At 65.0% G+C, this 23,512-nt stretch carries 27 protein-coding genes (1 of these 27 only partly in view); 4 read left to right on the top strand and 23 right to left on the bottom strand.

What is annotated here, in order from left to right; translation table 11 throughout:
- A protein-coding gene (locus ACSQ9E_RS32500) for an ATP-binding cassette domain-containing protein (protein ID WP_436220145.1) crosses the window boundary here: on the top strand, window positions 1-569 show its 3' end. Its footprint begins 1,330 nt before the window's first position; only the last 569 of its 1,899 coding nucleotides appear in the window; its start codon lies off the left edge, out of view; it ends in the stop codon at window positions 567-569.
- A 61-nt stretch (window positions 570-630) separates the two neighbouring features.
- Here ACSQ9E_RS32500 and ACSQ9E_RS32495 read toward each other — a convergent pair whose 3' ends face one another.
- From ACSQ9E_RS32495 to ACSQ9E_RS32465, 7 genes are all read right to left on the bottom strand, one after another.
- Complete coding sequence (locus ACSQ9E_RS32495; RefSeq protein WP_436179881.1) at window positions 631-1,734, bottom strand: protein-glutamate methylesterase/protein-glutamine glutaminase; 1,104 nt, start codon at window positions 1,732-1,734, stop codon at window positions 631-633.
- 28 nt (window positions 1,735-1,762) lie between these two features.
- Entirely contained in the window at window positions 1,763-2,485 is a 723-nt protein-coding gene (cheD, locus tag ACSQ9E_RS32490; RefSeq protein ID WP_082604320.1) for a chemoreceptor glutamine deamidase CheD, read from the bottom strand.
- A gap of 84 nt (window positions 2,486-2,569) precedes the next feature.
- The gene (locus ACSQ9E_RS32485; protein ID WP_057204151.1) at window positions 2,570-3,469 is read right to left on the bottom strand and encodes a CheR family methyltransferase; all 900 of its coding nucleotides are present in this window, start codon (window positions 3,467-3,469) and stop codon (window positions 2,570-2,572) included.
- Between the two features lie 103 nt (window positions 3,470-3,572).
- The gene (locus ACSQ9E_RS32480; RefSeq protein WP_057204119.1) at window positions 3,573-4,061 is read right to left on the bottom strand and encodes a chemotaxis protein CheW; all 489 of its coding nucleotides are present in this window, start codon (window positions 4,059-4,061) and stop codon (window positions 3,573-3,575) included.
- 56 nt (window positions 4,062-4,117) lie between these two features.
- Window positions 4,118-6,244: a chemotaxis protein CheW gene (locus ACSQ9E_RS32475; protein ID WP_057204118.1), complete on the bottom strand. Its 2,127-nt coding sequence runs from the start codon at window positions 6,242-6,244 to the stop codon at window positions 4,118-4,120.
- Between the two features lie 40 nt (window positions 6,245-6,284).
- The gene (locus ACSQ9E_RS32470) at window positions 6,285-6,647 is read right to left on the bottom strand and encodes a response regulator (RefSeq protein ID WP_007853722.1); all 363 of its coding nucleotides are present in this window, start codon (window positions 6,645-6,647) and stop codon (window positions 6,285-6,287) included.
- A 49-nt stretch (window positions 6,648-6,696) separates the two neighbouring features.
- Window positions 6,697-7,143 carry a hypothetical protein gene (locus ACSQ9E_RS32465; RefSeq protein WP_057204117.1) on the bottom strand — a complete coding sequence of 149 codons (447 nt, stop codon included), beginning with the start codon at window positions 7,141-7,143 and terminating at the stop codon, window positions 6,697-6,699.
- A 185-nt stretch (window positions 7,144-7,328) separates the two neighbouring features.
- Between ACSQ9E_RS32465 and ACSQ9E_RS32460 the strand changes: the two genes are divergently transcribed.
- Together ACSQ9E_RS32460 and ACSQ9E_RS32455 are read left to right on the top strand one after the other, a co-directional pair.
- Window positions 7,329-8,444, top strand: coding sequence for an ATP-binding protein (locus ACSQ9E_RS32460; protein WP_428003374.1), 1,116 nt, complete (start codon window positions 7,329-7,331; stop codon window positions 8,442-8,444).
- Window positions 8,441-9,070, top strand: coding sequence for a response regulator (locus ACSQ9E_RS32455; RefSeq protein ID WP_436220144.1), 630 nt, complete (start codon window positions 8,441-8,443; stop codon window positions 9,068-9,070). The genes ACSQ9E_RS32460 and ACSQ9E_RS32455 overlap by 4 nt, the downstream gene beginning before the upstream one ends.
- A 127-nt stretch (window positions 9,071-9,197) precedes the next feature.
- On the opposite strand, the gene fliR is transcribed toward ACSQ9E_RS32455, so the two are convergent.
- The 13 genes from fliR to fliF form a co-directional block, all read right to left on the bottom strand.
- Window positions 9,198-9,968 (bottom strand): flagellar biosynthetic protein FliR, encoded by a 771-nt coding sequence (gene fliR, locus ACSQ9E_RS32450; RefSeq protein WP_057204114.1) that lies wholly within the window; start codon window positions 9,966-9,968, stop codon window positions 9,198-9,200.
- Between the two features lie 19 nt (window positions 9,969-9,987).
- Window positions 9,988-10,257 carry a flagellar biosynthesis protein FliQ gene (gene fliQ, locus ACSQ9E_RS32445; RefSeq protein WP_007853732.1) on the bottom strand — a complete coding sequence of 90 codons (270 nt, stop codon included), beginning with the start codon at window positions 10,255-10,257 and terminating at the stop codon, window positions 9,988-9,990.
- 12 nt (window positions 10,258-10,269) lie between these two features.
- Window positions 10,270-11,070 (bottom strand): flagellar type III secretion system pore protein FliP, encoded by an 801-nt coding sequence (gene fliP, locus ACSQ9E_RS32440; protein WP_057204113.1) that lies wholly within the window; start codon window positions 11,068-11,070, stop codon window positions 10,270-10,272.
- Window positions 11,063-11,428, bottom strand: a complete 366-nt coding sequence (locus ACSQ9E_RS32435) for a FliO/MopB family protein (RefSeq protein ID WP_436220287.1) — start codon at window positions 11,426-11,428, stop codon at window positions 11,063-11,065. Before ACSQ9E_RS32435 ends, fliP begins: the two co-directional genes overlap by 8 nt.
- 19 nt (window positions 11,429-11,447) lie before the next feature.
- On the bottom strand, window positions 11,448-11,888 hold the full coding sequence (fliN, locus tag ACSQ9E_RS32430; RefSeq protein ID WP_057204111.1) for a flagellar motor switch protein FliN: 441 nt from the start codon (window positions 11,886-11,888) through the stop codon (window positions 11,448-11,450).
- Window positions 11,878-12,882, bottom strand: a complete 1,005-nt coding sequence (gene fliM, locus ACSQ9E_RS32425; RefSeq protein ID WP_007853747.1) for a flagellar motor switch protein FliM — start codon at window positions 12,880-12,882, stop codon at window positions 11,878-11,880. The genes fliN and fliM overlap by 11 nt, the downstream gene beginning before the upstream one ends.
- An 18-nt stretch (window positions 12,883-12,900) precedes the next feature.
- Entirely contained in the window at window positions 12,901-13,488 is a 588-nt protein-coding gene (locus tag ACSQ9E_RS32420; protein ID WP_436220143.1) for a flagellar basal body-associated FliL family protein, read from the bottom strand.
- A gap of 190 nt (window positions 13,489-13,678) precedes the next feature.
- Entirely contained in the window at window positions 13,679-15,076 is a 1,398-nt protein-coding gene (fliK, locus tag ACSQ9E_RS32415; protein WP_436220142.1) for a flagellar hook-length control protein FliK, read from the bottom strand.
- A gap of 16 nt (window positions 15,077-15,092) precedes the next feature.
- Window positions 15,093-15,542 (bottom strand): flagellar export protein FliJ, encoded by a 450-nt coding sequence (gene fliJ, locus ACSQ9E_RS32410; RefSeq protein WP_057204110.1) that lies wholly within the window; start codon window positions 15,540-15,542, stop codon window positions 15,093-15,095.
- Window positions 15,543-15,560: 18 nt separating this feature from the next.
- Window positions 15,561-16,961 (bottom strand): flagellar protein export ATPase FliI, encoded by a 1,401-nt coding sequence (gene fliI, locus ACSQ9E_RS32405; protein WP_436220141.1) that lies wholly within the window; start codon window positions 16,959-16,961, stop codon window positions 15,561-15,563.
- Window positions 16,951-17,676, bottom strand: a complete 726-nt coding sequence (locus ACSQ9E_RS32400; RefSeq protein ID WP_057204108.1) for a flagellar assembly protein FliH — start codon at window positions 17,674-17,676, stop codon at window positions 16,951-16,953. The genes fliI and ACSQ9E_RS32400 overlap by 11 nt, the downstream gene beginning before the upstream one ends.
- Window positions 17,663-18,658, bottom strand: a complete 996-nt coding sequence (gene fliG, locus ACSQ9E_RS32395) for a flagellar motor switch protein FliG (protein ID WP_057204107.1) — start codon at window positions 18,656-18,658, stop codon at window positions 17,663-17,665. The genes ACSQ9E_RS32400 and fliG overlap by 14 nt, the downstream gene beginning before the upstream one ends.
- 32 nt (window positions 18,659-18,690) lie before the next feature.
- A complete protein-coding gene (gene fliF / locus ACSQ9E_RS32390) occupies window positions 18,691-20,385 on the bottom strand; it encodes a flagellar basal-body MS-ring/collar protein FliF (RefSeq protein WP_057204106.1) in 1,695 nt (564 codons plus the stop codon).
- A gap of 175 nt (window positions 20,386-20,560) precedes the next feature.
- Here fliF and fliE point away from each other — a divergent pair, with 175 nt between their 5' ends.
- Complete coding sequence (gene fliE / locus ACSQ9E_RS32385) at window positions 20,561-20,872, top strand: flagellar hook-basal body complex protein FliE (protein ID WP_057204148.1); 312 nt, start codon at window positions 20,561-20,563, stop codon at window positions 20,870-20,872.
- Window positions 20,873-21,207: 335 nt separating this feature from the next.
- Here the strand turns inward: fliE and ACSQ9E_RS32380 are convergent, their stop codons facing one another.
- The 3 genes from ACSQ9E_RS32380 to fliD form a co-directional block, all read right to left on the bottom strand.
- Window positions 21,208-21,507: a flagellar protein FliT gene (locus ACSQ9E_RS32380; protein WP_007860919.1), complete on the bottom strand. Its 300-nt coding sequence runs from the start codon at window positions 21,505-21,507 to the stop codon at window positions 21,208-21,210.
- Window positions 21,508-21,510: 3 nt separating this feature from the next.
- A complete protein-coding gene (fliS, locus tag ACSQ9E_RS32375; RefSeq protein WP_057204105.1) occupies window positions 21,511-21,969 on the bottom strand; it encodes a flagellar export chaperone FliS in 459 nt (152 codons plus the stop codon).
- A 65-nt stretch (window positions 21,970-22,034) separates the two neighbouring features.
- Window positions 22,035-23,465: a flagellar filament capping protein FliD gene (gene fliD, locus ACSQ9E_RS32370; RefSeq protein WP_057204104.1), complete on the bottom strand. Its 1,431-nt coding sequence runs from the start codon at window positions 23,463-23,465 to the stop codon at window positions 22,035-22,037.
- Window positions 23,466-23,512 lie beyond the last annotated feature (47 nt).

Raw genomic sequence — 23,512 nt, 5'->3', positions numbered from 1 at the left:
TGGCGCGCCTGTTCGCACGCCCGGCCAATGTGCTGGTGCTCGACGAGCCTACCAACGACCTGGACATCGACACGCTGGACCTGCTGGAAGAATTGCTCGAAAACTACGATGGCACGGTGTTCCTGGTGAGCCATGACCGCACCTTCCTCGACAACGTGGTGACCAGCACCATTGCGTCTGAAGGCAATGGCCTGTGGCGCGAGTACGAGGGTGGCGTGCAGGATTGGCTGCTGCAATCGCGCCGCAGCCGTGCGGCCGCCGCGGCCGCTGCCCCGGCGGCAGGCACCAAGCCGTCGGCTGCCAAAGACGCAGCCCCTGCAGCGGCCCCCTCCAAGACCGAGCAGACCTCGCGCAAGAAACTGTCGTACAAGGAACAGCGCGAGCTGGATGCCCTGCCCGATCGCATCGGCGCCCTGGAAAAGGAGCAGGCCGAGGTACAGGCCGTGCTGGCCGATGGCAGCGTTTACGCCACCGACGGTGCCAAGGCGGCCAAGCTCACGGCACGCGCCAGCGAGATCGACGAGGAACTGATGGCAGCGCTGGAGCGCTGGACGGCGCTGTCGGCCTGACCGACCAGAAGGAATCGGTGGGGGCGCGCCCCCACTGATCGGCGCGAAGGCCGCGCCCAGGTCAGATGCGGTGATGGAGCCGGTCGGTCGCTCCACGCAAGCGCGCCACCAGGGCCGGGGCAATCTGGCCGAGCGGCAGCACTTCATCGGCCGCGCCGTGGGCGATGGCCTCGCGCGGCATGCCGAAGACGATGCAGGTGGCTTCGTCCTGCACGTAGTTGTAGCTGCCTGCGTCCTTCATCTCGCGCATGGCAGCCGCACCATCGTTGCCCATGCCGGTGAGCATGATGCCGAAGGCATTGCGTCCGACCACGGCGGCGGCCGACTTGAACAGCACCTCCACCGAGGGCTTGTGCCGATTCACCGGCGGGCCATCGTCGACCACGGCCACATAGTTCGCACCGCTGCGCGCCACATGGAATTGCGTGCCCCCGGGAGCGATGTAGGCATGGCCTGGCAGGATGCGCTCGCCATTGGAAGCCTCCTTGACCGTGATCTGGCACAGGCCGTTGAGCCGTGCCGCAAAGCTGGTGGTGAAGCCCGGAGGCATGTGCTGGGTGATCACGATGCCTGGCGAATCGGCCGGCATGTGCACCAGCACCTCCTTGATGGCTTCCGTGCCCCCGGTCGAGGCGCCGATGCAGATCAGCTTCTCGGTGGACAGCCGTCCCAGCAAGGTGGTGGGTGCCGTTGGGGCCGCCGTGCCCGCGCCGGATGCGGAATGCGCAGCCGATGCTTCGCGGGGCGCGGCCCGGCGCACCTGGGCCACGGCCGCCACGCGGATCTTGTCCACGATCTGGGTCGCCAGGTCGTTGAGGCCGCTGGCCAGGCCCACCCGGGGCTTGGCCACGAAATCGATGGCACCGAGCTCCAGCGCCTTCATGGTCACCTCGGCCCCGCGCTCGGTCAGCGTGGAGATCATCACCACCGGCATGGGCCGCAGGCGCATCAGCCGGCCCAGGAAGTCGATGCCATCCATGCGCGGCATTTCGACGTCCAGGGTGATCACGTCCGGGTTCATTTCCCGGATCATCTCGCGCGCCACCAAGGGGTCGTTGGCCGTGCCAATGCACTCCATGTCCCGTTGCCGGTTGATGATCTCCGACAGCAGACTGCGCACCAGCGCCGAATCGTCCACCACGATCACCCGGATTTTCCTGCTCATTGTTCTCTCAGGCTTTCTTCGTCTTCAATCAAAACAGATCCACGGAGCCACCCGAGGTGGTCTTTGCCACGGTCGCAGCATTCCCGCGCCTTTCCTGCTCCACCAGGGTCTCGGGATGGGCGTGCGCCAGGCGCTTGACCATGGCCTTGCCCGTCACCGGGAAGAACACCACCTTGCGGGGATAGATGTCCAGCACGTCTTCCGAGACGATGGGGATGCGCTCCGTGTGCAGGTAGTTCAGCACGAAGGTGGTGTTGCGTTCGCCCACATTCATGGTGGTGAAATTGTGCATCACCTGCGCACCGCCAAAGATCTTGGCCTGCATGGTTTCGCGCCGGGCACCGAGCTTGAGCATCTCGTTGATGAGCAACTCCATCGCGTACGAACCATAGCGCCCCGAGGCATCTGCCAGGTCGCCGTCGGGCAGCATGAAATGGTTCATGCCCCCGATGTGCGCACGGCTGTCCCACAGGCAGGCGGCGATGCACGAGCCCAGCACCGTCATGATGACCATGCTTTCGTCGGCCACGAAATACTCGCCGGGCAGCACCTTCACAGCGTTGTGCTGGAAGTGGTGGTCCAGATAGAAGAAGGATGCCTCGCCCGGCTTTCTGGCCCGGGCCTTGAGCTCATTGAGCGAGGATTCGCGCGGCGCCGAGCTGGACGAGTAGATGTCTGCACTCAGCGGTGCGATGCGCGGAGCGCGCCGGCGCTCCGACGCTCCCGGCGTCGCAGGGGCAGCACCAGGCATGAACGTGTTTGGCGCAGGGCCGGATTGGTTGTGGGTCATGGGAGCTGCTTGGAACATGTTCCTACGGGCGAACAGAGGGGCGGGTCAGCGGCGTTCATAGACCGTCTTGCCGCGCAGGGTGAAGAGATCACGGGACTCGCTGAAATTTTCAGCATGGCCCACAAACAGCATGCCACCGGGTTTGAGCACGCGGTGAATGCGCTCCAGCACCTTGCGCTGCGTGGGCGCATCAAAATAAATCATCACGTTGCGGCAGAACACCACGTCAAAAGGCTCCTTGAAGGGCCAATCGTCGCGGATGAGGTTCACGCTCATGAAGTCGATGGCACGGCGCAATTCGGGCTTGACCCGCACCATGCCATCATTGCCGCCCTTGCCCTTGAGAAAGAACTTTTGCAGCCGCTCCGGGCCCAGGCCCTTGAGGTTGTCGAGCCGATACACCCCCTGGCCGGCGGTGGCCAGCACCTTCGAGTCGATGTCACTGGCCGTGAGCTTGAAGGAGGCGTTGGCCCCCAGCGACTCGAAGGCCGTCATGACGATGGAGTACGGTTCTTCGCCGGTGGAGGCCGCGTTGCACCACACCTTCCAGGCGGTGTTGGCCGGCTTGCTGCGCAGCAGCGTTGCGAAGATCTCGAAGTGGTGCTGCTCGCGAAAGAACGCCGTGAGGTTGGTGGTGAGCGCGTTCACGAACTCCTGCCACTCGGGGCCATCGTGCGTTTCCAGCCAGCCCAGGTATTCATGGAAGCTGTTGTGCCCCGTATCGCGCAGCCGGCGCGAGAGCCGGCTGTAGACCATGGCATGCTTGCCGTCGTGCAGGCTGATGCCGGCGCGCTGGTAGATCAGCGCCTGCACCCGGGCAAAGTCGGCGTTGGTCCATACGAACTCACGCCCCTGCGCCAGCGGGCCCGACGGTGCCGGGGCACTGGCAGCGGCTGCGGCGGCAGCACGCGCGCCGGCCGAGGAAATACTGGTGGTCTGGGGCATCATTTTGATCATCCGCTCGGAAGTCCATTTCGCTCCAAAAGGCCTGCAGACCCTTGCCTGCAGTTTGGCTTGCGGCCACCCACCTGACCGACTATGGCGTTCGTTACTCCGCCGTCGTCACCAATCCCATGTCCACACTCGACATCAGCTTTTCGATGTCGAGCAGGATCAGCATGCGCTCACCCACCGACCCCAGCCCCAGAATGCAGCTGTTGTCGATGGCGCTCTCGATGTCGGGCGCCACGCGGATGCTCTCGGGCGTGAGCTCCATCACGTCGCTGACCGAGTCCACCACGATGCCGACCACGCGGTTGCGCAGGTTCAGGATGATGACCACCGTGAAGCTGTTGTAGTCCGCCTGCGCGCAGTTGAACTTCAGGCGCATGTCCACGATGGGGACGATGGTGCCGCGCAGGTTTACCACGCCCTTGATGAATTCGGGGGCGTTGGCAATGCGCGTCGGCGGCTCGTAGCCCCTGATTTCCTGGACCTTCAGGATGTCGATGCCGTACTCTTCCTGGTCCAATCGGAACGTCAGATACTCGCGCGCACCGGTCGGCGCGTTGTCGGCAGTTTTACCCATCACACTCATGGTGCGTTCTCCTTGTTAGCAGTGCTGGTGCATTCCATGAACACATCGCACCCGAATCAGTGGCGGGCCCGGCGCACCAGGCCACCCGTGTCCAGAATCAGTGCCACCGTGCCGTCACCGAGGATGGTGGCGCCCGAGACATTGGGCACCTTGCGGTAGTTGGTCTCCAGGTTCTTCACCACCACCTGGTGCTGGCCCAGGAGCTCGTCGACCAGCAGCGCCACACGGCTGCCGTCGGCCTCCACCACCACCATGATGTTGCTCGACTTGTTCAGGTCGAAGCGCGGCACCTGGAAGATCTTTTCCAGTGCAATCACCGGCATGTACTCGTCGCGCACCTTGACCAATTGCGAGCCCTGGGCCACGGTGCTGACGTCGTCGGAGTTGACCTGGAAGGACTCCACCACCGAGGACAGCGGCAGGATGTAGACCTCTTCGCCCACGCCCACCGACATGCCGTCCATGATGGCCAGCGTGAGCGGCAGGCGCACCGACACCTTCATGCCATAGCCTTCGGCGGAGTCCACCTCGACCGAGCCGTTCAGGGCGGCAATGTTGCGCTTGACCACGTCCATGCCCACGCCACGGCCCGACACGTCGGTGACCTCATCGGCGGTGGAGAAACCAGGCGCGAAGATCAGTTGCCACACGTCGGCATCGCTCATCTGGTCGGACACATCCAGGCCCCGCTCCTGCGCCTTGCGCAGGATCTTCTCGCGCGACAGGCCGCGGCCGTCGTCGCGCACCTCGATGACGATGGAGCCCCCCTGGTGCGACGCCGACAGGGTGATGGTGCCCAGCTCGGGCTTGCCCTTGGCCAGGCGCTCTGCCGGCATCTCGATACCGTGGTCGCAGCTGTTGCGCACCAGGTGGGTGAGCGGGTCGGTGATCTTCTCGACCAGGCCCTTGTCCAGTTCGGTGGCTTCGCCCAGGGTGACCAGCTCGACCTTCTTGCCCAGCTTGTTGGCCAGGTCGCGCAGCATGCGCGGGAAGCGGCTGAAGACGATGGACATGGGGATCATCCGGATCGACATCACCGATTCCTGCAGGTCTCGGGTGTTGCGGTCCAGGTCGGCTAGGCCGGCCAGCAGTTGCTGGTAGGCGCCGGCGTCCAGCCCGCGGCTGTTCTGCGCCAGCATGGCCTGGGTGATCACCAGCTCGCCCACCAGGTTGATGAGCTGGTCGACCTTGTTCACGGCCACGCGGATGGTCGTGGATTCCATCTGCGCCTGGGCTGCAGCCTTGGGCTCGGCAGCGGCCACGACCTTGGACGCCAAGGGCTTGGCGGCCGCACCGTTGGCTGGCACTGTGCTCGGGGCGCCAGGCGCGTCCGAGAAAAAGCCGTAGGACACGTCGGCGCCACCCGAAGGGGGCTCGATCTCGTGCACCGCGTGGTCGGGATCGACTTCGGCGGCTGCAGCGGGTTCTTCGTCCCCGTCGCTGAAGCGCACCTGCTCTTTGGACACATGGAAGGCGAACAGGTCCAGCAGGTCATCGGTGGACGAGGTGGTTTCCACCGCGAACACGCGCACGCCCGCCTGCACGCTGGGCAGATCGCTGATGGAGCCCAGGCCCGGAATGTCGCGGAACAGTTCCTTGATGGTGTCGGCCTGCTCGGTCTTTTCCAGCGGCCCGATGTGGATCTGCAGCTTGCGCAATTGCCCGGGCACGTGCGCCTTGATGGCAGGCGCAGGAGCGGCGGCCACCGGTGCCGGGGCGGGCGCTGGGGCCGCGGCAGGAGCGCCGTCCGGGACCACGCCTGCCGCCAGTTCGCTGATGCGCTTGACCAGGGAGGTGGTGGACACGGCCTCGCCCTGCCCGCCTGCCTGGTGGCGTGCCAGCAGGCTGCGCGAGGCATCGGCGGATTCCAGCAGCACATCGACCATGGGTGGAATGGGCTGCAGCTCGTGGCGGCGCAGCCGGTCGAGCAGGGACTCCATCTGGTGCGTCAGCTCGGCCACATCGGAGAAGCCGAACGTGGCGGCCCCACCCTTGATCGAATGCGCGCAGCGGAAGATGCCATTGAGCTCTTCGTCGTTGGCAGCGCTCAGGTCCAGGTCCAGCAGCATCTGCTCCATCTGGTCCAGGTTCTCGCCAGCCTCTTCAAAAAAGATCTGGTAGAACTGGCTCAGGTCAAAGTCAGCACCGCCGGCCCCTGATCCCTCTTGATAGCTTTCAGCCATAGTCGGCTCCTTTATACGTGGTGGCGCCCGTGCATCCGTTTCAACGGATCACCTTCTGGATGACTTCGATCAAGCGGTTGGGATCGAACGGCTTGACCAGCCAACCGGTGGCACCGGCCGACCGCCCCGCCTGCTTCATCTGGTCACTCGATTCCGTGGTCAGGATCAGGATGGGGATGGTCTTGAATTTGGGGTGCTCGCGCAGCTTGCGCGTGAGGCCTATGCCATCGAGCCGGGGCATGTTCTGGTCGGCCAGCACCAGGTGGATGTCGTGGCTCTCGGCCTTTTCCAGGGCATCTTGCCCATCCACCGCCTCCACCACGTGGTATCCGGCACCTGTGAGGGTGAAAGACACCATTTTTCGCATGGATGGTGAATCATCTACGGCAAGTATCGATTGCATTTAGGACTCCAACTGACTTGAATATATAGGTGAACCAGCGATGCCGACTTCAGAATAGATCAATAGACCCGGCATCCATCTCGCTTTGCGTGACGGGATTGGGCCGATCCGGCGCCATTTCGGCAAACGGCGCCGCCTCCTCGCCCTCATCGTGCCCCATGGCCTCGGACGCCAGCCGGAACGCGCAGCCCTGCAGGACCTTGGTGGTATGCCAGATGAGCTGCGAAGCCATGTCCTGGAACTGCAGCTCGGTGACGGCACTGCGCAAGGCCGTACGGGCGGCCGCCAACTCGGGCGAATCCGCGACGAAGGCATCGTTCAGCACGGCATTGGCCTCGCCAAAGCGCTCCAGCAGATTGTCCGTGGCATGGTTCAACAAGCCTTCCAGGCGGTGCAGGTCGTGCATGACGACCAGCAGCGAATCCTGCAGTTCTGCTGCCACCATGACCGGAACCTGAACTGCCGGCCCAGTTGACGTTGATAGCGTAGATTGCATTGTTTCTCCATAGCAACAAGCAGACCAGGGTCCTCAAGCCCCCAACTGGCGGCCCGCGCTGGCAGACCCCGCCAACCCTTGCAAAAACCCCGACATTGCGTTCTATTGGACGATAGCCTTCTCACCCACTCCACCGGGACAAACACCCTTGTTTGTTCCAATTTGTATCCTATGATAGCGCTCATATGGTCATGACAGTAGCAGGCCAGCCCTTACGCCTCCTGCACCTGGAGGATTCTCTGGCAGACCATGTTCTGGCCAAGCTCACTTTGCAGCGTGCCAAGCTGCATTGCAACGTCCAGCAGGTAGACACCCTGCAGGATTTCTGTGATCTCACCAGCAACCAACCCTTTGATTTGATCCTTGCAGACTACAGACTGCAAGGATTCACTGCGCTCGATGCATGGGAGCATGTGGCTAAATTAGCAACACCTGTGCCATTTGTGTTGCTGTCAGGGGCGATTGGCGAGGCGGCGGCGGTGGACGCCATGCGCCTGGGCTTCTCGGATTACCTGCTCAAGGACGATATTTCCCGCCTGCCGCACGTGGTCACGCGGGCCATCGAGGTGCACCAGGCCCGCCAGGACCGCGAACTTGCCGTGACCGAGCTGGCGGCCTCCCAGCAGCGCCTGGCGGAGCTCACCGAGCACCTGCAGACCTCCATCGAACAGGAGCGCGCCTCCATCGCGCGCGAGATCCATGACGATATCGGCGGTTCGCTGACCGCCGTGCGGGTAGACCTCGCCTGGATCGGCCGGCATGCGCAGGACCCGGGGACACAGGACCACCTTGCCAGCGCGTCGGACATGTTGCAACACGCCATCGGCGCCAGCCAGCGCATCATGATGAACCTGCGGCCACCCATCCTGGAGCAGGGGCTGGTGGCCGCCATCCAGTGGCTGGCGGCGGGCTTTGAGCGCCGCAGCGCGGTGCGCACGCAGGTGGTGGCCAGTGGCGAGGCGATCGATGTGCCCAGCGATATCCAGCTGGTGGCCTACCGCACGGCGCAGGAGGCGCTGACCAACATCGCCAAATACGCCCAGGCCGGCAAGGTGCATATCGACCTGTCCGACCATGAAGGGGTGCTGACCGTGGAGATCGCCGACGACGGCTGCGGCTTTGACGTGGCCCGGCTGGCCGACAAGCCCAAGGCCTTTGGGATCAAGGGCCTGCACGAGCGGGCGCGCACCGTGGGCGGCTGGCTCGATGTCAGCACGCAGCCGGGCAAAGGGACTTGCCTCACACTGTCGATACCGCTGGCCACCTCGGACCAGCCCCCCATCACAGGAGATGTCTGGTGATCAACGTCGTTTTGTGCGATGACCATGCCGTGCTCAGGCGCGGCATCCGCGATACCCTCACCGAGGCCACCGACATCAAGGTGACCGGGGAGGCCGGCGGCTACGCCGAATTGCGCGAGGTGCTGCGCAGCGCCCCCTGCGACGTGCTGCTGCTCGACCTGAACATGCCCGGGCGCGGCGGCCTGGAGGTGCTGGCCACCCTGCGCGAAACGCATTCGACCATCAAGGTGGTGGTGGTATCGATGTACCCCGAGGACCAGTACGCGCTGCGCTGCCTGAAGGCTGGCGCCCAGGGCTATGCCAACAAGGCCTCCGACCCGGCGGAATTGATCAACGCGGTGCGGGTGGTGATGCAGGGCCGCAAGTACCTGACGGCCGAGGTGGCCCAGATGCTGGCCGAGAGCCTGGCCCAGCCGGTGCTGGAAAGCCCGCATGCCACGCTGTCCGAGCGCGAACTGCAGACCTTGATCAAGATCGCCTCGGGCCGCCGGCTGGCCGACATTGCCGAAGAGCTGATGCTCAGCCCCAAGACGGTGAGCGTGTACCGCTCACGCGTGCTCGAAAAGCTCAAGCTCTCCAACAATGCCGAGCTCACCGTCTACGCCATCCGCAATGAGTTGGTATGACCCCCTGAGTCGCTTCGCGCCATCCCCCTGAAGGGGAACGCCACCCCTGGCCTGGCAAAGCCAGTTCCACGGTGGCACTGGCTTGTGCCTTGCCTGCGTTACCGGCGGAGCCTCTTAGCAGCGGCCGCTACCGCTGGCTGGAGAACAGGTCGATGGATTGCTGCATCAGCGTGAGGATGGGCTGCTCCAGCATGGGCAGGGTGGCCGTGATGCCCAGCAAGCCCACGGTGAGCGTGACCGGAAAGCCGACCGCGTAGATGTTCATCTGCGGCGCCACGCGCGAGATGATGCCCATGGCCAGGTTGACGAACAGCAGCAGCGCGATCATGGGCAGGGCGATCCACAACGCGCTGGAAAACAGGGAGGAGCCCAGCTCGTACAACCGCATCTGCCCGATGGCCTGCAGAAAGTTGCCGTCCACGGGAAAGCGGTCGAAGCTCTTGACCACGGCCATGATGACCATCAGGTGGCCGTTGATGACAATGAACAGCAGCGTGGCCATGTGCCCGAAGAAGCGCGCCACGGCGCTCACCTGGCCGTTGCTGGCGGGGTCGAAGAAGGAGGCGAAGTTCAGGCCCATCTGCAAGCCGATCATTTCACCGGCCAGCTCCACCGAGGCAAACACCAGCCGCACCGAAAAGCCGATGGCCAGGCCCACGGCCACCTGCTGGACCACGGCGCCCAGCGCCTCTCGGCCATTGATGTCGATCACCGGCTGGTTCACCAGCACGCCCTGCGCGCACAGGGCCACGAAGAAGGCCAGGCCGATCTTCACCCGCATGGGAATGGTGCGCATGGAGAACACCGGCGCCACGGAAAACATGGCCAGCACCCGGATGAACGGCCACAGGATGGGCGAGATCCAGGCCACCAGTTGGGCCTCGGTGAACGTGATCACGGGAACACGGGGCCGTGCGCTAGCCGACGACCGAGGGAATCGACTCGATGGTCCGGCGGATGTAGTCAACCAGGGTGCTGATCATCCAGGGCCCCGCGATCGCGAACACCACCATCGCAGCAATCAGCTTGGGCACGAAGGCCAGGGTGGCTTCGTGGATCTGCGTGACCGCCTGGAAGATGCTCACCACCAGGCCCACCGCCATCACCACCCCCAGCACGGGCATGGCGATCATCAGCAGCAGCGTGAGGGCGTCGCGCCCCATGGTCAGTACCATCTGTGAAGTCATGGGGTCGGTCCTCTACGTGACGAAACTGGCGGCGAGCGAGCCGATCAGCAGGTTCCAGCCATCGGCCAACACGAACAGCATGAGCTTGAACGGCAGCGCCACCAGCACCGGTGACAGCATCATCATGCCCAGGGACATGAGGATGCTGGAGACCACCATGTCGATCACCAGGAAGGGGATGAAGATCATGAAGCCGATCTGGAACGCCGACTTGAGCTCGCTGGTCACGAATGCCGGCACCAGCACGCGAAACGGTGCGGTCTCTGCGGTCACCTCGGGCGCCAGTCGGGCCAGGCGTGCGAACAGCGCAAAGTCCGACTGCCGGGTCTGCTTGAGCATGAACTCGCGCATCGGCACCTCGGCCCGCTCCACGGCCTGTTCGAAGGTGATGGCATTGGTGGTGTAGGGCACGTAGGCATCCTTGTGCACCCGGTCGAAGGTCGGTCCCATGACGAAGAAGGTCAGGAACAGCGACAGGCCGATGATCACCTGGTTGGGTGGTGCCGACTGCGTACCGATGGCCTGGCGCAACAGCGACAGGACGATGACGATGCGCGTGAACCCCGTCATCAGCAGCAGGATGGCGGGCAGGAACGACAGCGCCGTGAAGAACAGCAGCGTCTGGATCGGCACGGAATAGCTCGTGCCGCCACTGCCAGCGCCCACCAGCACGGGCAGTGTTCCCGGCGCTGCGGGAGTGGCCCCCGTCTGCGCCAATGCAGGCACCTGCCAGACCAGGAGGCCCAGCGCGGCCAGGGCCGCCACCCACGCGGCGCGGGGCAGCGATGATGCAGGTCGTGCCGAATCAGACATGCGGTTCCTTGCGCGCCTCGGCCGCCGCCATTTCGCGGGCAAAGGCGGAGTTGTCCGCCACCACCACCGGCAATGCAGCCGGTGCCGCAGGGATGGCGGATGGAGCCGCCAGCACGTGCAGGCAACTGACCTGCTGCGCCGTGACACCGAGCACCAGCCAGGTGCGTGCTCCCTCGGGGCCCACCTCCACGGTGACCACCCGCTGCTGCGGGCCCACGGCCACTGCCGACAGCACGCGCGATGCGGCCCCGGCCGGCAGGCCACCTGCGGCATGGCGCTGCTGCAGGCGCTTGATGAGCCAGGGCAGGCAGGCCATGGCTCCCACGAACAGGACGACGACGATCAGCGTCTGGGTCATCCCCATGGCAGTGCCCCCATCACCCACGGCTCACGCGCCGCAACCGCTCCGAAGGCGTCACCACGTCGGTCAGGCGGATACCGAACTTGTCGTTCACCACCACCACCTCGCCCTGGGCGATCAGGTAGCCGTTGACGAGCACGTCCATGGGTTCGCCGGCCAGCGCATCGAGTTCGACGACCGAGCCCTGCGCCAGTTGCAGGATGTACTTGATCGGCACCCGAGTGCGGCCCAGCTCCACGGACAGCTGGACGGGGATGTCCAGCACCATGTTGATGTCGTTGACCGTGCCATCGCCATTGACCGACGCAGACGGCCGCACCGAATCGCCGGACAGGGGGCCGCCCTGCTCGGCATCACCGGGCTTGTCGTCCGAGCTTTTTTGCTCTTCGAGTGCTTCGGCCCAGCCCGCAAACGGATCCTCGGCGGCGCCGTCCTTGTTGTCGTCTTCAGTTGACATCTTTTTCTCCCAGCCAGCTCATGTCCGAGTTGCGCAGGCACTCTTCGATGCGGATGGCATATTTCGAATTGTGGGTCCCATACTGGCACTCGAAGATGGGAACACCGCCGATAGACGCGCGGATGCGCGGCTCCCGGTCGAGCTCGATGAAATCGCCGGGCTTCATGGCCAGCAGCTGCTCCACCGTGGCATCGGCCTTGGCCAGCTCGGCCACCAGGACCACCTCGGCCGCCTGGATCTCGCGCGTGAGCACGCGCACCCAGCGCCGGTCCACCTCGATGGAGTCGCCCTGCGTCGAGGAGTACAGCACGTCGCGGATGGGCTCCAGCGTGGCGTAGGGCATGCAGATGTGGATGGCGCCCGACAGGTCGCCGATTTCCAGCTGGAACGCGGTGGACACCACGATCTCGCTGGGCGTTGCGATGTTGGCGAACTGCGGCTGCATTTCCGAGCGCTGGTAGTCGAGCTCCAGCGGGTAGATGCCCTGCCAGGCCTTCTTGTATTCGGCGCAGATCACATCGACCAGCCGGTTGATCACGCGCTGCTCGGTGGGCGAGAAGTCACGCCCCTCGATGCGGGTCTGGAACTTGCCCACCCCACCGTACAGCGTGTCGATGATGCCGAACACCAGGGACGGCTCGCACACGATCAGGCCACTGCCACGCAGCGGACGGATGGCCACGATGTTGAAGTTGGTAGGGACTGCGAGTTCGCGCAGGAAGGCGCTGTAGCGCTGCACCGATACGGTGCCGACCGAAATCTCGGGGCTGCGGCGGATGAAGTTGAACAGGCCGATGCGGAAGTTGCGCGCAAACCGCTCGTTGACGATTTCCATCGTCGGCATGCGGCCACGAACGATGCGCTCCTGGCTGGAGATGTCGTAGTTGCGTACGGACCCCGACTCGGCCACTTCCTCGACGGACTTCTGGCTCTCGCCAGTGACGCCTTCCAGAAGGGCATCAACCTCTTCCTGCGATAGGAATGAATCACTCATGGCAGGATTGTCCTCGCGTCACTGGATGATGAAGCTGGAGAAAAGAATGCCTTGCACCGGATTCTTCGGTGCCTTGCGCGGCGGCGGCTGCTCCTCATCGTCCTCGCCGACGGGCACCGACGCGGGTTTGGGCCGCTCGCGCGCCACGGTGAAACCCAGTGGACGGGAGACTTCGCGCAAAATGTCTTTGGCCAGTTTTTCCTTGCCTTCGCGCACCAGCAGCTCGCCGGAGGTGCGCTGGGATACCAGCAGCAGCACACTGCTGCGGATGGAGGGCAGGTAGAGCTTGATCTGCTCGGCCGTCTTGGCGTCGGCCACCTCGACTGTGATGCCGATCTGCGCAAACCGGTCGCCGCCCGGATCGGCGAGATTGACCACCATGTTCTCCAAGGGCAGGAAGGTCGGCGGTGTTTTGGCCGTCTCGTGGGCCGGCGCCGCAGCGGCCGCGCCCCCCTCCTCGTCGTCGGCGTGCTTTTTCTTGCCCAGGAAGAAAAAGGCCGCAGCGCCCGCGATGCCCAGCACGAGCACCAGAGCGACCACGATGATCAGCATCTTCTTGCTTTTGGGCTTCTCCTTGGCCGGAGCGGCAGCAGCATTGGCAGACACGTGACAGGTTCCTTAGGTGGGATTCGATGGTGGCATCTCGCCGGGAACGGCATCGGGCCGGCAGACGCTTCCCATTGTGGCGCAGCTGCCGGTCCAATAATAGCCAGAATACACCCCTTAACAGCGTGTTAACGCTGGCAATCGCTGTGCCACCGTAGTGCGGCATGCTGCGGCAGCACTGCCAGCCGCGTTACACGAAGACGTCCACGGCACTGTTGTTGCGCGTGCCGCTCCCCGCCAGCCGCTGGCTGACATCCGTGGGGCCCGTGACCAGCACCTGGCCCTGCTGCCCATCGCCAGAACGGTTGCGCTGCTGCTCGGCATCGCCCGCCATGGCGCCCTGGCCTGCCGAGGTGCCCACGGTCATGCCCGACAGGACCAGGCCCTCGCTGCGCAGCAGCTCGCTGAGCTGCGCCATGCTCTGGTCGAGCATCTCGCGGGTGTGCTCCTGGTCGCTGCGGAAGGTGACATGGGCCTCGTTGCCGGACAGGGCCACCGTCACGGCCAGGGGCTGGCCGTCGCGGTTCAGGGTGACCTCCGCACTCTGGGTTTTCTGGTTGGCCCAGTAGGTGACCTGCTCGGCCAGCAATTCTTCGGCCCCGGTCTGTGCCAGTTCTTCAAAGCCCGAGGTGCCCGACGCACCATCCACCGAGAAGGAGGGCTCGGCCCCGCCTTCGCCCAGGGCACCCGAGCCTCCGTGACGGGACGATTCGCTGCCGCCGCCCGCATCGGCGCCCCGCGCACCGGGAGCAGCCACTGCAGCCGTTGGATCCAGGTTGGCCAGCAAGGCGGCGTCCACCCCGGTGGCGCCGCTCTCGCCCGAAACACGGTGCAGGCCCGGGCCGAGCTCGCGCACGGTGGCGGCCACTGCGGTGGACATGGTCGACAGATCGCCCGTGGAGGCAGCCACCTGCTGGGCATCGCCGCCCGCAGCGCGCGCCGACACGGCGCCCACGCTACCGGCGCCGCCCAGGCCGGAATCACTGGCGCCGCGCTGCAGGGCTGCACTGTGCATGCGCGAGAACTGGCGCCCGAAGCCCAGCGTGGCCGTAGCCGGCTGCGATGCATCCGGCAAACCGCCATCCAGTGCCACGGTTTGCGACACCAGACCATCGGCGGCCGGCAGGCCCTGGCCCGCCAGAAGCTGTCCGGCAAGGGCCGGAGCACCGCCAGCAGGATCTGACAGCATATTGGCCATGGCTCCACGCGCCACTCCAGTCTGCCCCAACAGGCCGACGGCGCCCATGCCCTCCGCACCCGGCGTATTACCGCCCTGCCCCGCCACACCTCTGAGTTGCTGGGCAGCACTGTCGCCTGCGACCAGCGCCTGCCAACCGACCAGGGTGGACGGATCGACAGCGGCCAGGGTGCTGGAAGCATCCGCAGCACCCGGGACGGCGGCCAGCGGATCCCCCCCCTCGGCAAACTCCGGGTCCTGGGCGGCCAGCAGTGCCAGAAAACTGTCGGGCTGCGCGGCAGCCCCGGCGCCATCGTCCGTGATGCCCTTTTGCTGGGCGTGCGCGCGCGTGCGCGCGGCCTGCTGGGGAGACTGCGTCCCCTGGGGGGTGGATATGCGTGCCTGTTCCATGGTCAATTCTCCTGCCCTATCGATCCTGAACCCTGCGGCTGTATTGCATCGCCGCACGTTCATCGGTTTGTTTCTGTTCCATGCGGGCCTGGGCCTGCTCCAGCTCGCGCCGCCGCTGCTCGACCACCTTGCGCAGGCTGGCCAGGCGCTGCTCCGCCTCCATCAGGCCGCGCCGTGCGTTCTCGACCCGCGCCTCCTGGTCGCCCACCACGCTGGTCTGCAGGCCTGCGGCATGCCCCAGTCGGTCCATGAACTGGTAGTGGTGGTACATCACCTCGGGTTGCACGCGCGTGTCCGCCTGCATGCCCCAGCGCTGCTCGGTCTCGCGGGCATAGTCCTGCAGCTGGTGCAGCTGCGCCTGGGCCGCCTGCTGCACGGCCAGGGCCTCCTGCAGCACGCGGCGCGCCTCGTCGCGCTTGCGCGCGGCAATCTCCACGGCGACGATGAGGGCACTGAGGACGGACATGGTGGGGCCTTCCTGTCCTTACTGGTCGAGCACGGCCGCCATGGCGTTCACGCTCTGGTCCATGGTGGACGCCTCGAACATGTCCTGCTGCAGAAAGGCCGCCATCTGCGGCTGCAGGTGGATGGCTTCGTCCAGCGCGGGGTCGGATCCGCTCATGTAGGCCCCCACCTGCACCAGGTCGCGGCTCTTCTGGTAGCGCGAATACACTGCGCGAAAGCGCCGCGCCACGTCGAAATGTCCGCGCGAGACCACGTTGTGCATCACGCGCGAAGCCGATTGCTCGATGTCGATGGCCGGGAAGTGCCCCGACTCGGCCAGCGAGCGCGACAGCACGATATGCCCGTCCAGGATGGCGCGCGCAGCGTCGGCGATCGGGTCCTGCTGGTCGTCGCCCTCCGACAGCACGGTGTAGAACGCGGTGATGGAGCCCACGCCATGCAGGCCGTTGCCGCTGCGCTCGACCAGGGCGGGCAGCTTGGCAAAGCACGAGGGCGGGTAGCCCTTGGTGGCCGGTGGCTCGCCGATGGCCAGCGCGATCTCGCGCTGCGCCATGGCGTAGCGGGTCAGCGAGTCCATCAGCAGCAGCACATGCTTGCCCTTGTCACGGAAATGCTCGGCCACGGCGGTGGCATAGGCCGCCCCCTGCATGCGCAGCAGCGGGGGGGCATCGGCCGGCGCGGCCACCACGACCGAACGCGCCCGGCCGTCGTCGCCCAGGATGTCTTCCACGAATTCCTTGACCTCGCGGCCGCGCTCGCCGATAAGGCCCACCACGATCACGTCGGCCCGGGTGTAGCGGGCCATCATGCCCAGCAGCACGCTCTTGCCCACGCCCGAGCCGGCAAACAGGCCCAGGCGCTGCCCACGCCCCACGGTCAGCAGGGCATTGATGGCGCGCACGCCGGTGTCCAACGGCAGACGCACGGGGTCGCGGTCCATGGCGTTGATCTGGCGGCGGTCCATGGGCTCGGAGACCACGTCCTGCACCGGACCGCCATGGTCCAGGGGCTGGCCCTGCGGATCCACCACCCGCCCGAGCAGGCCGTCCCCCATGGGCAGGCGGAGCACGCCGGCCTTCGGGGATGGTCGGGAAGGCTCACCCAACCGCGGGCTGGCCACATAGGGCGCTGCGGGCACCACGCTGGCGCCACTGGACAGGCCGTGGATGTCGCCTGCGGGCATCAAAAAGGCGCGGTCGGCCGAAAAGCCCACCACCTCGGCCAGCACCGGCGCATGCCCCGGCATCTGCACCATGCACTGCGACCCCACCGGCACACGGATGCCCACGGCTTCCAGCACCAGGCCGGTCAGCCGGGTGAGGGTGCCGCGCGTCTCCAGCGGCGCACGCTGGCGCACGCGCTCGCGCGCATCGTCCATGAACTGCGTCCAGGCGCTGGAGGCAGGTGCATCAACGCTCATCGCCGCTCTCCTGCCAGGGCGACTCCAGCCCCAGCGAGGCGATGGCACGCTCCCAGCGCTTGGCCACGCTGCCATCGACCACGGTGCCGCCGGACTCGACCAGGCAACCCCCTGCAGGCACGGCCGCATCGGCCACCCACTGGATGCCTGCGCCCATCTCATCGCGCAAGGGTTGCTCCACCGCCCCCATGTCCGCAGGGTTCAGGCGCACCATCGCGGGGCGCCCCTCAGCCACCAGCATGCCCACGGCCTCGCGCACCACCGGCTCCAGCACATCGGGACTGACCGAGAGCTCCCGGCGCACGACTTCGCGGGCGATGTCGCAGGCCAGCGCCAGCACGTCCTGGGCCATGCGCTGCTGCATGGCGGCGAGGGACTCCTGCAAAGACTGCACCACGCCGGCAATGCTCTGGGACATTTCCAGCGCCTGGCCCGACACATAGTCGTCCATGCGCTGCTGCCACTCGAGGGCCGTGTCGGCCTGGCCCTGTGCCAGCCCTTGGGAAAAAGCCGCATCGCAGGCCTGCTGCACCAGTGCCAGCTGGGCGGCCTCCACCTCGGCCGGATCGGGCAGGGGCTCGGGCTCGGGCAGCGCCTCGGGTTCGGGCTCCACCGGTTCGGAGCCGTCCACGGCGCCGAACTTCCACTGCGTGACCAGCCCCACCTCTTCGCTGGGGATGAAGCGCGAGTACGAGCGTTGGCTAGACGAAGGCATCGTCACCACCGCCTGCCAGCACTATTTGCCCTTCATCGGACAGGCGCCGGACCGTCTTGAGAATTTCCTTCTGCTGCGCTTCCACTTCGGACAGCCGCATGGGGCCGCGCGACTCGAGGTCTTCGCGCAGCGCTTCGGACGCACGCGAGGACATGTTCGACAGGAATTTTTCGCGCAGCTCGGGCACGGCACCCTTGAGTGCAACGATGAGCGTCTCGGAGGCCACTTCCTTGAGCACGGTCTGGATGGCCTTGTCATCAAGCTTTAGCACGTCTTCAAAGACGAACATCTTGTCCATGATCTTCTGCGCCAGATCGGGGTCGTAGCCGCGGATGGACTCGATCACCACGCTGTCCATGTTGGAGCCCAGCAGGTTGATGATCTCGGCTGCCGCCTTGACGCCGCCCAGAGAGCTCTTGCGGATCTTGTCGCCACCGGCCAGCACCTTGAACAGCACTTCGTTGAGGTCCTTGAGCGCCGTGGGCTGGATGCCTTCCAGCGTGGCAACGCGCAACAGGATTTCACTGCGCTGGCGGTCGGTCAGGTGCATCAGGATGCCCGAGGCCTGCTCGCTGTCCAGGTGCACCAGGATGGCAGCAACGATCTGGGGATGCTCGTTGCGCAGCAACTCAGCCACCGACAGCGGATCCATCCACTTGAGGCTTTCGATGCCGGAGACGTCACCGCCCTGCAGGATACGGTCGATCAGCAGCGAGGCCTTGTCGTCACCCAGGGCCCGCTTGAGCACGGCGCGCACATAGTTGCCGGTGTCGGACACCAGCAGGCTCTGGGCCGCCGCGGCGTCGGCAAAGCGGTTGATGACACTGTCCACCTTGTCGCGCGACACCGATTTCATGCGCGCGATGGTCTCGCCCAGTTTCTGAACCTCTTTGGGCGAGAGGTGCTTGAACACCTCGGCCGCCTCCTCCTCGCCGAGGGACATCAGCATGATGGCGGCGTCGTTGAGACCTTGTTCATCCATGGGCTATCCAAGCAAGTTGAGCGGCGACGGGGTCAGGCATTTTCGCCGTTCACCCAGGATTTGAGAATATTGGCGACGGCCACGGGGTTGGCCTTGGCCAGCACGCGTGCCTCTTCCAGACGCAATTGCTCTGGCGTGGCCACCACATTCTCTTCCTTCCTGGAAGGGGGCGGCAGCGCAGGGCGGTCGGGCTGGTCGGCTTCCAGCGCATCGAGCTGTCCACCGGCCACCGGAATGGCCCGGGGTGCACTGCTGCCTCCCTTGAGCGCGGGACGCACCAAGCCCAGGAGCACCATGGCGCCGAACAGCAGGGCCCCCACCGGCCAGGCAAAGCTCTTGGCCACATCGAGGACCTCGGGCTGCTTCCACAGCGGCACATCGGTCGACACTGCGGCCTCTACCTGGAACGGCGTGTTCATGAGGTTCACCGAGTCACCGCGCTCACCGTTGAAGCCGATGGTTTCACGCACCAGCGCCTTCATCTGTTCCAGCTGCTCGGGGGTGAGCGCCTTGGTAACGGTCTTGCCCTTTTCTTCGGTCGATTGGTAGTTCACCACCACGGCAGCATTCAGGCGCTTGATGGCCCAGTTGTTGCCGCGCGTGACCCGCACGGTCTTGTCCACTTCGTAGTTGGTGGTGGACTCGCGCTTGGTGGACGACTCCTCGGTGCCCTGCTGGGTGCCGGCCTGGGGTGCTGGATTGGCGCCGTTGATGGGTGCAGCCGAAGGTGCGGGCGGTTGATTGGCAACGGCACCGGGCACACCGGTCGCGGTCTTCTGGGCCATGCCAGAGGTCTCCAGCATCTGCTGGCTGCGCACGGCCTTGGCATCGGGGGTCTGGTTGGGGCGGAACTGCTCGGACGTGGACTCGGTGCGGCTGAAGTCCAGCTCGGCCGAGACCTGGGCCTTGACGTTGTTGCGGCCGACCACCGGCTCCAGGATGTCCTGGATGCGGCGTGTGAGCTGCTGCTCGATCTGCTGCACATAGAGCAGTTGCTGTGCATCGACCGCATTGGCCGCCGCGTTGCCGTCAGGCGACTGCGAGAGCAGCTTGCCCGTATCGTCCAGCACGCTCACGGCCGAGGGCGCCAGCTCGGGAACGCTGGAGGCCACCAGGTGGACGATGCCGGCGAGCTGGGCCCGGTCCAGGATGCGCCCGGGGTGCAGGCTGATCAGCACCGAGGCCGAGGGTTTTTGCTGTTCGCGGAAAAAACCGTTCTGGTTGGGCAGCGCCAGGTGCACACGAGCGCTCTGCACGGAAGACAGGGCCTGGATAGAGCGGGTCAGCTCGCCCTCCAGGCCGCGCTGGAAGTTCAGGCGTTCCTGGAACTGGGTCATGCCGAAGCGGTTGGTTTCCATCAGCTCAAAGCCCGTCACGGAGCCGCGTGGCAGGCCCTGGGTGGCCAGGCGCAGGCGCACATCATGCACCTTGTCGGAGGGAATCAGGATCGCACCGCCGCCTTCGGCGTACTTGTAGGGAACGTTCATCGTGGTCAACTGCGCCACGATGGCACCGCCATCCTTGTCGTTCAGGTTGGAAAACAGAACACGGTAGTCGGGCTGGCGGCCCAGCACGATGGCAGCGATCGCGACGGCGACCAGCAGCGCCACGCCCACACCCAGGCGCATGCGCTGGGCCCGGTCGAGGCTGGACAACCGCTGCAGCCAGTTGGGACGGGCTGCGGGAGGTGCAAGCGGAGCGAGTGGGATTTCAGCAACTGCAGACATCGTGCTTTCCAATAGATGGGGCCCGGCAAGGGACCTTGGCGTGGGTTCGATTATTTCGCTCAAGTACCCGCCATGTTCTGCCGATAAGGCGCGCCTTTGGGCATCTATTCCCCATGATGACCCACGGACGCCTGGCTACTATCACCACATCCCCCATCCCCCAATGGACACTGCCATGGACCTCCGCATCACCAGCTCTACCACCCCCATGGCGGGTGCCGGCATGGCGCGCCGCGCCGCCATGCCGCAGGCCGAAGGCAACGATGTGGGCTTTTCGGGCGCACTCAAGGGCGCGCTGCAGTCGGTGAGTGCCGCACAGAACAAGTCGGCCGACCTGCAAAAGGAAGTCCAGCTGGAGAACCCCTCGGTCAGCCTGGAAGAGACCATGGTGGCGATCCAGAAGGCCCAGATCGGCTTTCAGGCCACGCTGCACGTGCGCAACCGCATGGTACAGGCCTATACCGACATCATGAACATGCAAGTGTGAAGACCCCCTGAGGCGCTTCGCGCCTTCCCCCTGAAGGGGGACGCCCCCAGCGCGGCGGGGCGGCCCTTGCGCGGGGGCGCTGGCCTGCGGTCGCGCCAGTTTCACTGGCAGTGGATTCAAATTTCGATTCAATCCAACCATCGAAACATCATTCACCGCATTGACAGCACCACGGGTCCTTGCGCAGCATTCCCCTTCGAGCGCCACCTGCAACGCCAGCAGGCAGCAAAAAGCCACCGGCCGTCTTGCGACGTGCGGTGGCTTTTTTCTTCCCGGAGGGAAGCAGGACAGACGAAAGGAGGTCGCCGGCAGCGCCCTCCTTGCCTATACCCCGTTCAATGCATCATCTGCGGCTGGCCTTCGAACAGGTGCTCGAACTGCGCCAGCCAGGGCTCGGCCAGGCAGCGGATCTGGGCATCGTTGCGCAGGATGCGCTGCATGATGCGCGTCTTTTCGCGGCGGTGCTCGGGCAGGAGTTCATGCTCCTGGGACTTGAAGCGCAGTTGCTCGATCAGCACGGCGCAGGCACCCTCATAACGCACCACACCATCCCAATCCTTGAGCTTGGCGGCCTCCAGCATCTTGGCGCTGCTGTCTTCAATGGCTTTGTAGTAATCAATCAGCATGTGGGACATGGTTCATGCCTCCACCAGCACAGGCTGGCCCGAAGCGGTGGCGTCAGCTGGAGTGGCTGCACCGTTGTTGTTTTTCTTGATCTCGTTCCAACCGAGCGCGACCGGCTCGATCAGGCGCATGACTTCCTGCATCATGGCGTCGTCATTGCGGGCATTGGCCAGGATCAGGCGGCGGATACAGTAGTCGTACAGCGCACCCAGATTCTCCGCCAATTCACCCCCATCGACCTTGTCAAGGGCTGTGCTCAGCCCTTCCTCGATGATGCGCACCGCCTTGGAGATGGCATTGCATTTGCCAACGATGTCACCGCGCGCCATGGCGCCTCGTGCGGTTGCTATGGCACCCAGCGCACCTTCATACAGCAGACTGACCAATTGGTGCTGGTCAATCGTGTGCATGCTGGTTTCCACATTGATGCGCTGGTAGGCGTTGGCTGCACGGGGATTGTGGGCGCTGAACATGGGGTGGTCCTTACGGTGTGATGCTTTATTTATCGGCTGGCGCCCATAAAACTGAAGGCTTTCCGTCAGGTCGACTTGTTCCAGGTGGTCACCTGCTGCGCGATGTAGGCATTGAGGGCATTCAGGGAGCTCATTTGCGTATCCAATGCGTTGTAGCGTGCCGTGGTGCGCTTTTCGAAGGAGTCGATTTTCGCCTGGGCGGTCACCTGGTCCTTGGAATTGCGCTTGAGCGACAGCTGCAGGGTGTCGTCCTTGGACTTGAAGAAACCGTCGGTGGACAGCAGGTTCGCCGCCAATTCCTTGACGCGCACGGCAACCCCCTTGGCCGCGCCGGCATCGGGATTGCGGAACAGGTTCTTCACGTCGTCGATGTTCTCGTTCATGGCCTTGCTGAACTTGGTGGCGTCCACTGCCAGATCGCCCGAACGCTGCAACGTGATGCCCACATCTGCCAGGCGCTGGAAGCCGGCCTTGCCGCCCGTCATCGACTGGATGGCTGAGCGAAGGGAGTTCTGCAGAGCGATGGCGGTCGAGTCCCCCTGCAACAAGCCCGCCGATTTGTTGGCGGGGTCGTACTTGGTTGCCTCGTTGAGGATCGAATTCACCTCGTTGTAGGCCTTCACGAAATCATCCACGTTCTTCTGGATGACGCTGTTGTCCTTGGCCACGCCGATCTCGATCGGCGCCGTGGTGACCTGCTCCGCCTTGAAGGTGACGCCCGAAACCGTTTCAGCGAAGGTGTTGGTGGCCGAGGTCACGGGAATGCCGTTGATGGTCGCCTTGGCATCGGACGCGACCTGTGTCACGGTGCTGCCCGCCACCAGGCGGGACAGGCCGGTGGCGTCGGTGTTGCCGGCACTGGCGATGTCCGTGTCCCCGCCTTCCATCACGCTCAGGCGAAAGCCCGATTCCAGGCCCGTGCTCTTGCTGCGCAGCATCAGGCGCTCACCGGAGGCATCCTTGAGCACCGAGGCCGTGACGCCCGCATTGGAACCGTTGATCTTGCTGGCGACGTCGTTCACGGTGTCGCTCGCCGAAATGCTGATGTCTACCGGGGTACCCGCCCCTGGGGTGAAAGAGGACGGCGACACACTCCACTGGCCCAGCTCCAGGCGCAAGGTGCCGGCGCCCAGGGCACCACCGACAGGCAGCAGGGCAGCCGATGCCGTGGCCTGCGCCTTGGCAAGCCCCTGCACTTCCACGCTGAAGCTGGTCGGAAGGGTTCCGCCGATGGCGGTGGCGCTCACGTACTTGCTGTCGGAAGACGTGGTGGAAACCGCGTTCCAGCTGGTCAGGCTGCTGAGTTTGCTCGCGGCATCGGACAGGGTGGACACCAGCGATTTGATCTGGCCAAACGCTGAAATCTTGGTGCTGACTGTGGCGGCCTGGACCTTGAGCGTGTCCAGGGGCTTCTGCTCAAGGGCAACCAACTGAGAAATGATGCTCTTGACATCCAGGCCATTGGTGGCAAGGCCGGGTGAAGAAATGGTAGCCATGAGAACCTCCTGAACTGGTCAACGGAAATTATGGCGCCGATTGGGCT

It is taken from the genome of Acidovorax sp. LjRoot118 (genome assembly GCF_964253575.1).
GTDB lineage: Bacteria > Pseudomonadota > Gammaproteobacteria > Burkholderiales > Burkholderiaceae_C > Acidovorax.
This window is presented reverse-complemented; position numbering and strand designations above follow the sequence as displayed.

Bases quoted from the DNA above. Each gene is read 5' to 3' on its own strand.
- ACSQ9E_RS32495 (WP_436179881.1), bottom strand. From the start codon at position 1,734: ATGAGCAGGAAAATCCGGGTGATCGTGGTGGACGATTCGGCGCTGGTG.
- cheD (WP_082604320.1), bottom strand. From the start codon at position 2,485: ATGCCTGGTGCTGCCCCTGCGACGCCGGGAGCGTCGGAGCGCCGGCGC.
- ACSQ9E_RS32485 (WP_057204151.1), bottom strand. From the start codon at position 3,469: ATGCCCCAGACCACCAGTATTTCCTCGGCCGGCGCGCGTGCTGCCGCC.
- ACSQ9E_RS32480 (WP_057204119.1), bottom strand. From the start codon at position 4,061: ATGAGTGTGATGGGTAAAACTGCCGACAACGCGCCGACCGGTGCGCGC.
- ACSQ9E_RS32475 (WP_057204118.1), bottom strand. From the start codon at position 6,244: ATGGCTGAAAGCTATCAAGAGGGATCAGGGGCCGGCGGTGCTGACTTT.
- ACSQ9E_RS32470 (WP_007853722.1), bottom strand. From the start codon at position 6,647: ATGCAATCGATACTTGCCGTAGATGATTCACCATCCATGCGAAAAATG.
- ACSQ9E_RS32465 (WP_057204117.1), bottom strand. From the start codon at position 7,143: ATGCAATCTACGCTATCAACGTCAACTGGGCCGGCAGTTCAGGTTCCG.
- ACSQ9E_RS32460 (WP_428003374.1), top strand. From the start codon at position 7,329: ATGGTCATGACAGTAGCAGGCCAGCCCTTACGCCTCCTGCACCTGGAG.
- fliQ (WP_007853732.1), bottom strand. From the start codon at position 10,257: ATGACTTCACAGATGGTACTGACCATGGGGCGCGACGCCCTCACGCTG.
- fliP (WP_057204113.1), bottom strand. From the start codon at position 11,070: ATGTCTGATTCGGCACGACCTGCATCATCGCTGCCCCGCGCCGCGTGG.
- ACSQ9E_RS32435 (WP_436220287.1), bottom strand. From the start codon at position 11,428: ATGACCCAGACGCTGATCGTCGTCGTCCTGTTCGTGGGAGCCATGGCC.
- fliN (WP_057204111.1), bottom strand. From the start codon at position 11,888: ATGTCAACTGAAGACGACAACAAGGACGGCGCCGCCGAGGATCCGTTT.
- fliM (WP_007853747.1), bottom strand. From the start codon at position 12,882: ATGAGTGATTCATTCCTATCGCAGGAAGAGGTTGATGCCCTTCTGGAA.
- fliK (WP_436220142.1), bottom strand. From the start codon at position 15,076: ATGGAACAGGCACGCATATCCACCCCCCAGGGGACGCAGTCTCCCCAG.
- fliJ (WP_057204110.1), bottom strand. From the start codon at position 15,542: ATGTCCGTCCTCAGTGCCCTCATCGTCGCCGTGGAGATTGCCGCGCGC.
- fliI (WP_436220141.1), bottom strand. From the start codon at position 16,961: ATGAGCGTTGATGCACCTGCCTCCAGCGCCTGGACGCAGTTCATGGAC.
- ACSQ9E_RS32400 (WP_057204108.1), bottom strand. From the start codon at position 17,676: ATGCCTTCGTCTAGCCAACGCTCGTACTCGCGCTTCATCCCCAGCGAA.
- fliG (WP_057204107.1), bottom strand. From the start codon at position 18,658: ATGGATGAACAAGGTCTCAACGACGCCGCCATCATGCTGATGTCCCTC.
- fliF (WP_057204106.1), bottom strand. From the start codon at position 20,385: ATGTCTGCAGTTGCTGAAATCCCACTCGCTCCGCTTGCACCTCCCGCA.
- fliE (WP_057204148.1), top strand. From the start codon at position 20,561: ATGGACCTCCGCATCACCAGCTCTACCACCCCCATGGCGGGTGCCGGC.
- ACSQ9E_RS32380 (WP_007860919.1), bottom strand. From the start codon at position 21,507: ATGTCCCACATGCTGATTGATTACTACAAAGCCATTGAAGACAGCAGC.
- fliS (WP_057204105.1), bottom strand. From the start codon at position 21,969: ATGTTCAGCGCCCACAATCCCCGTGCAGCCAACGCCTACCAGCGCATC.
- fliD (WP_057204104.1), bottom strand. From the start codon at position 23,465: ATGGCTACCATTTCTTCACCCGGCCTTGCCACCAATGGCCTGGATGTC.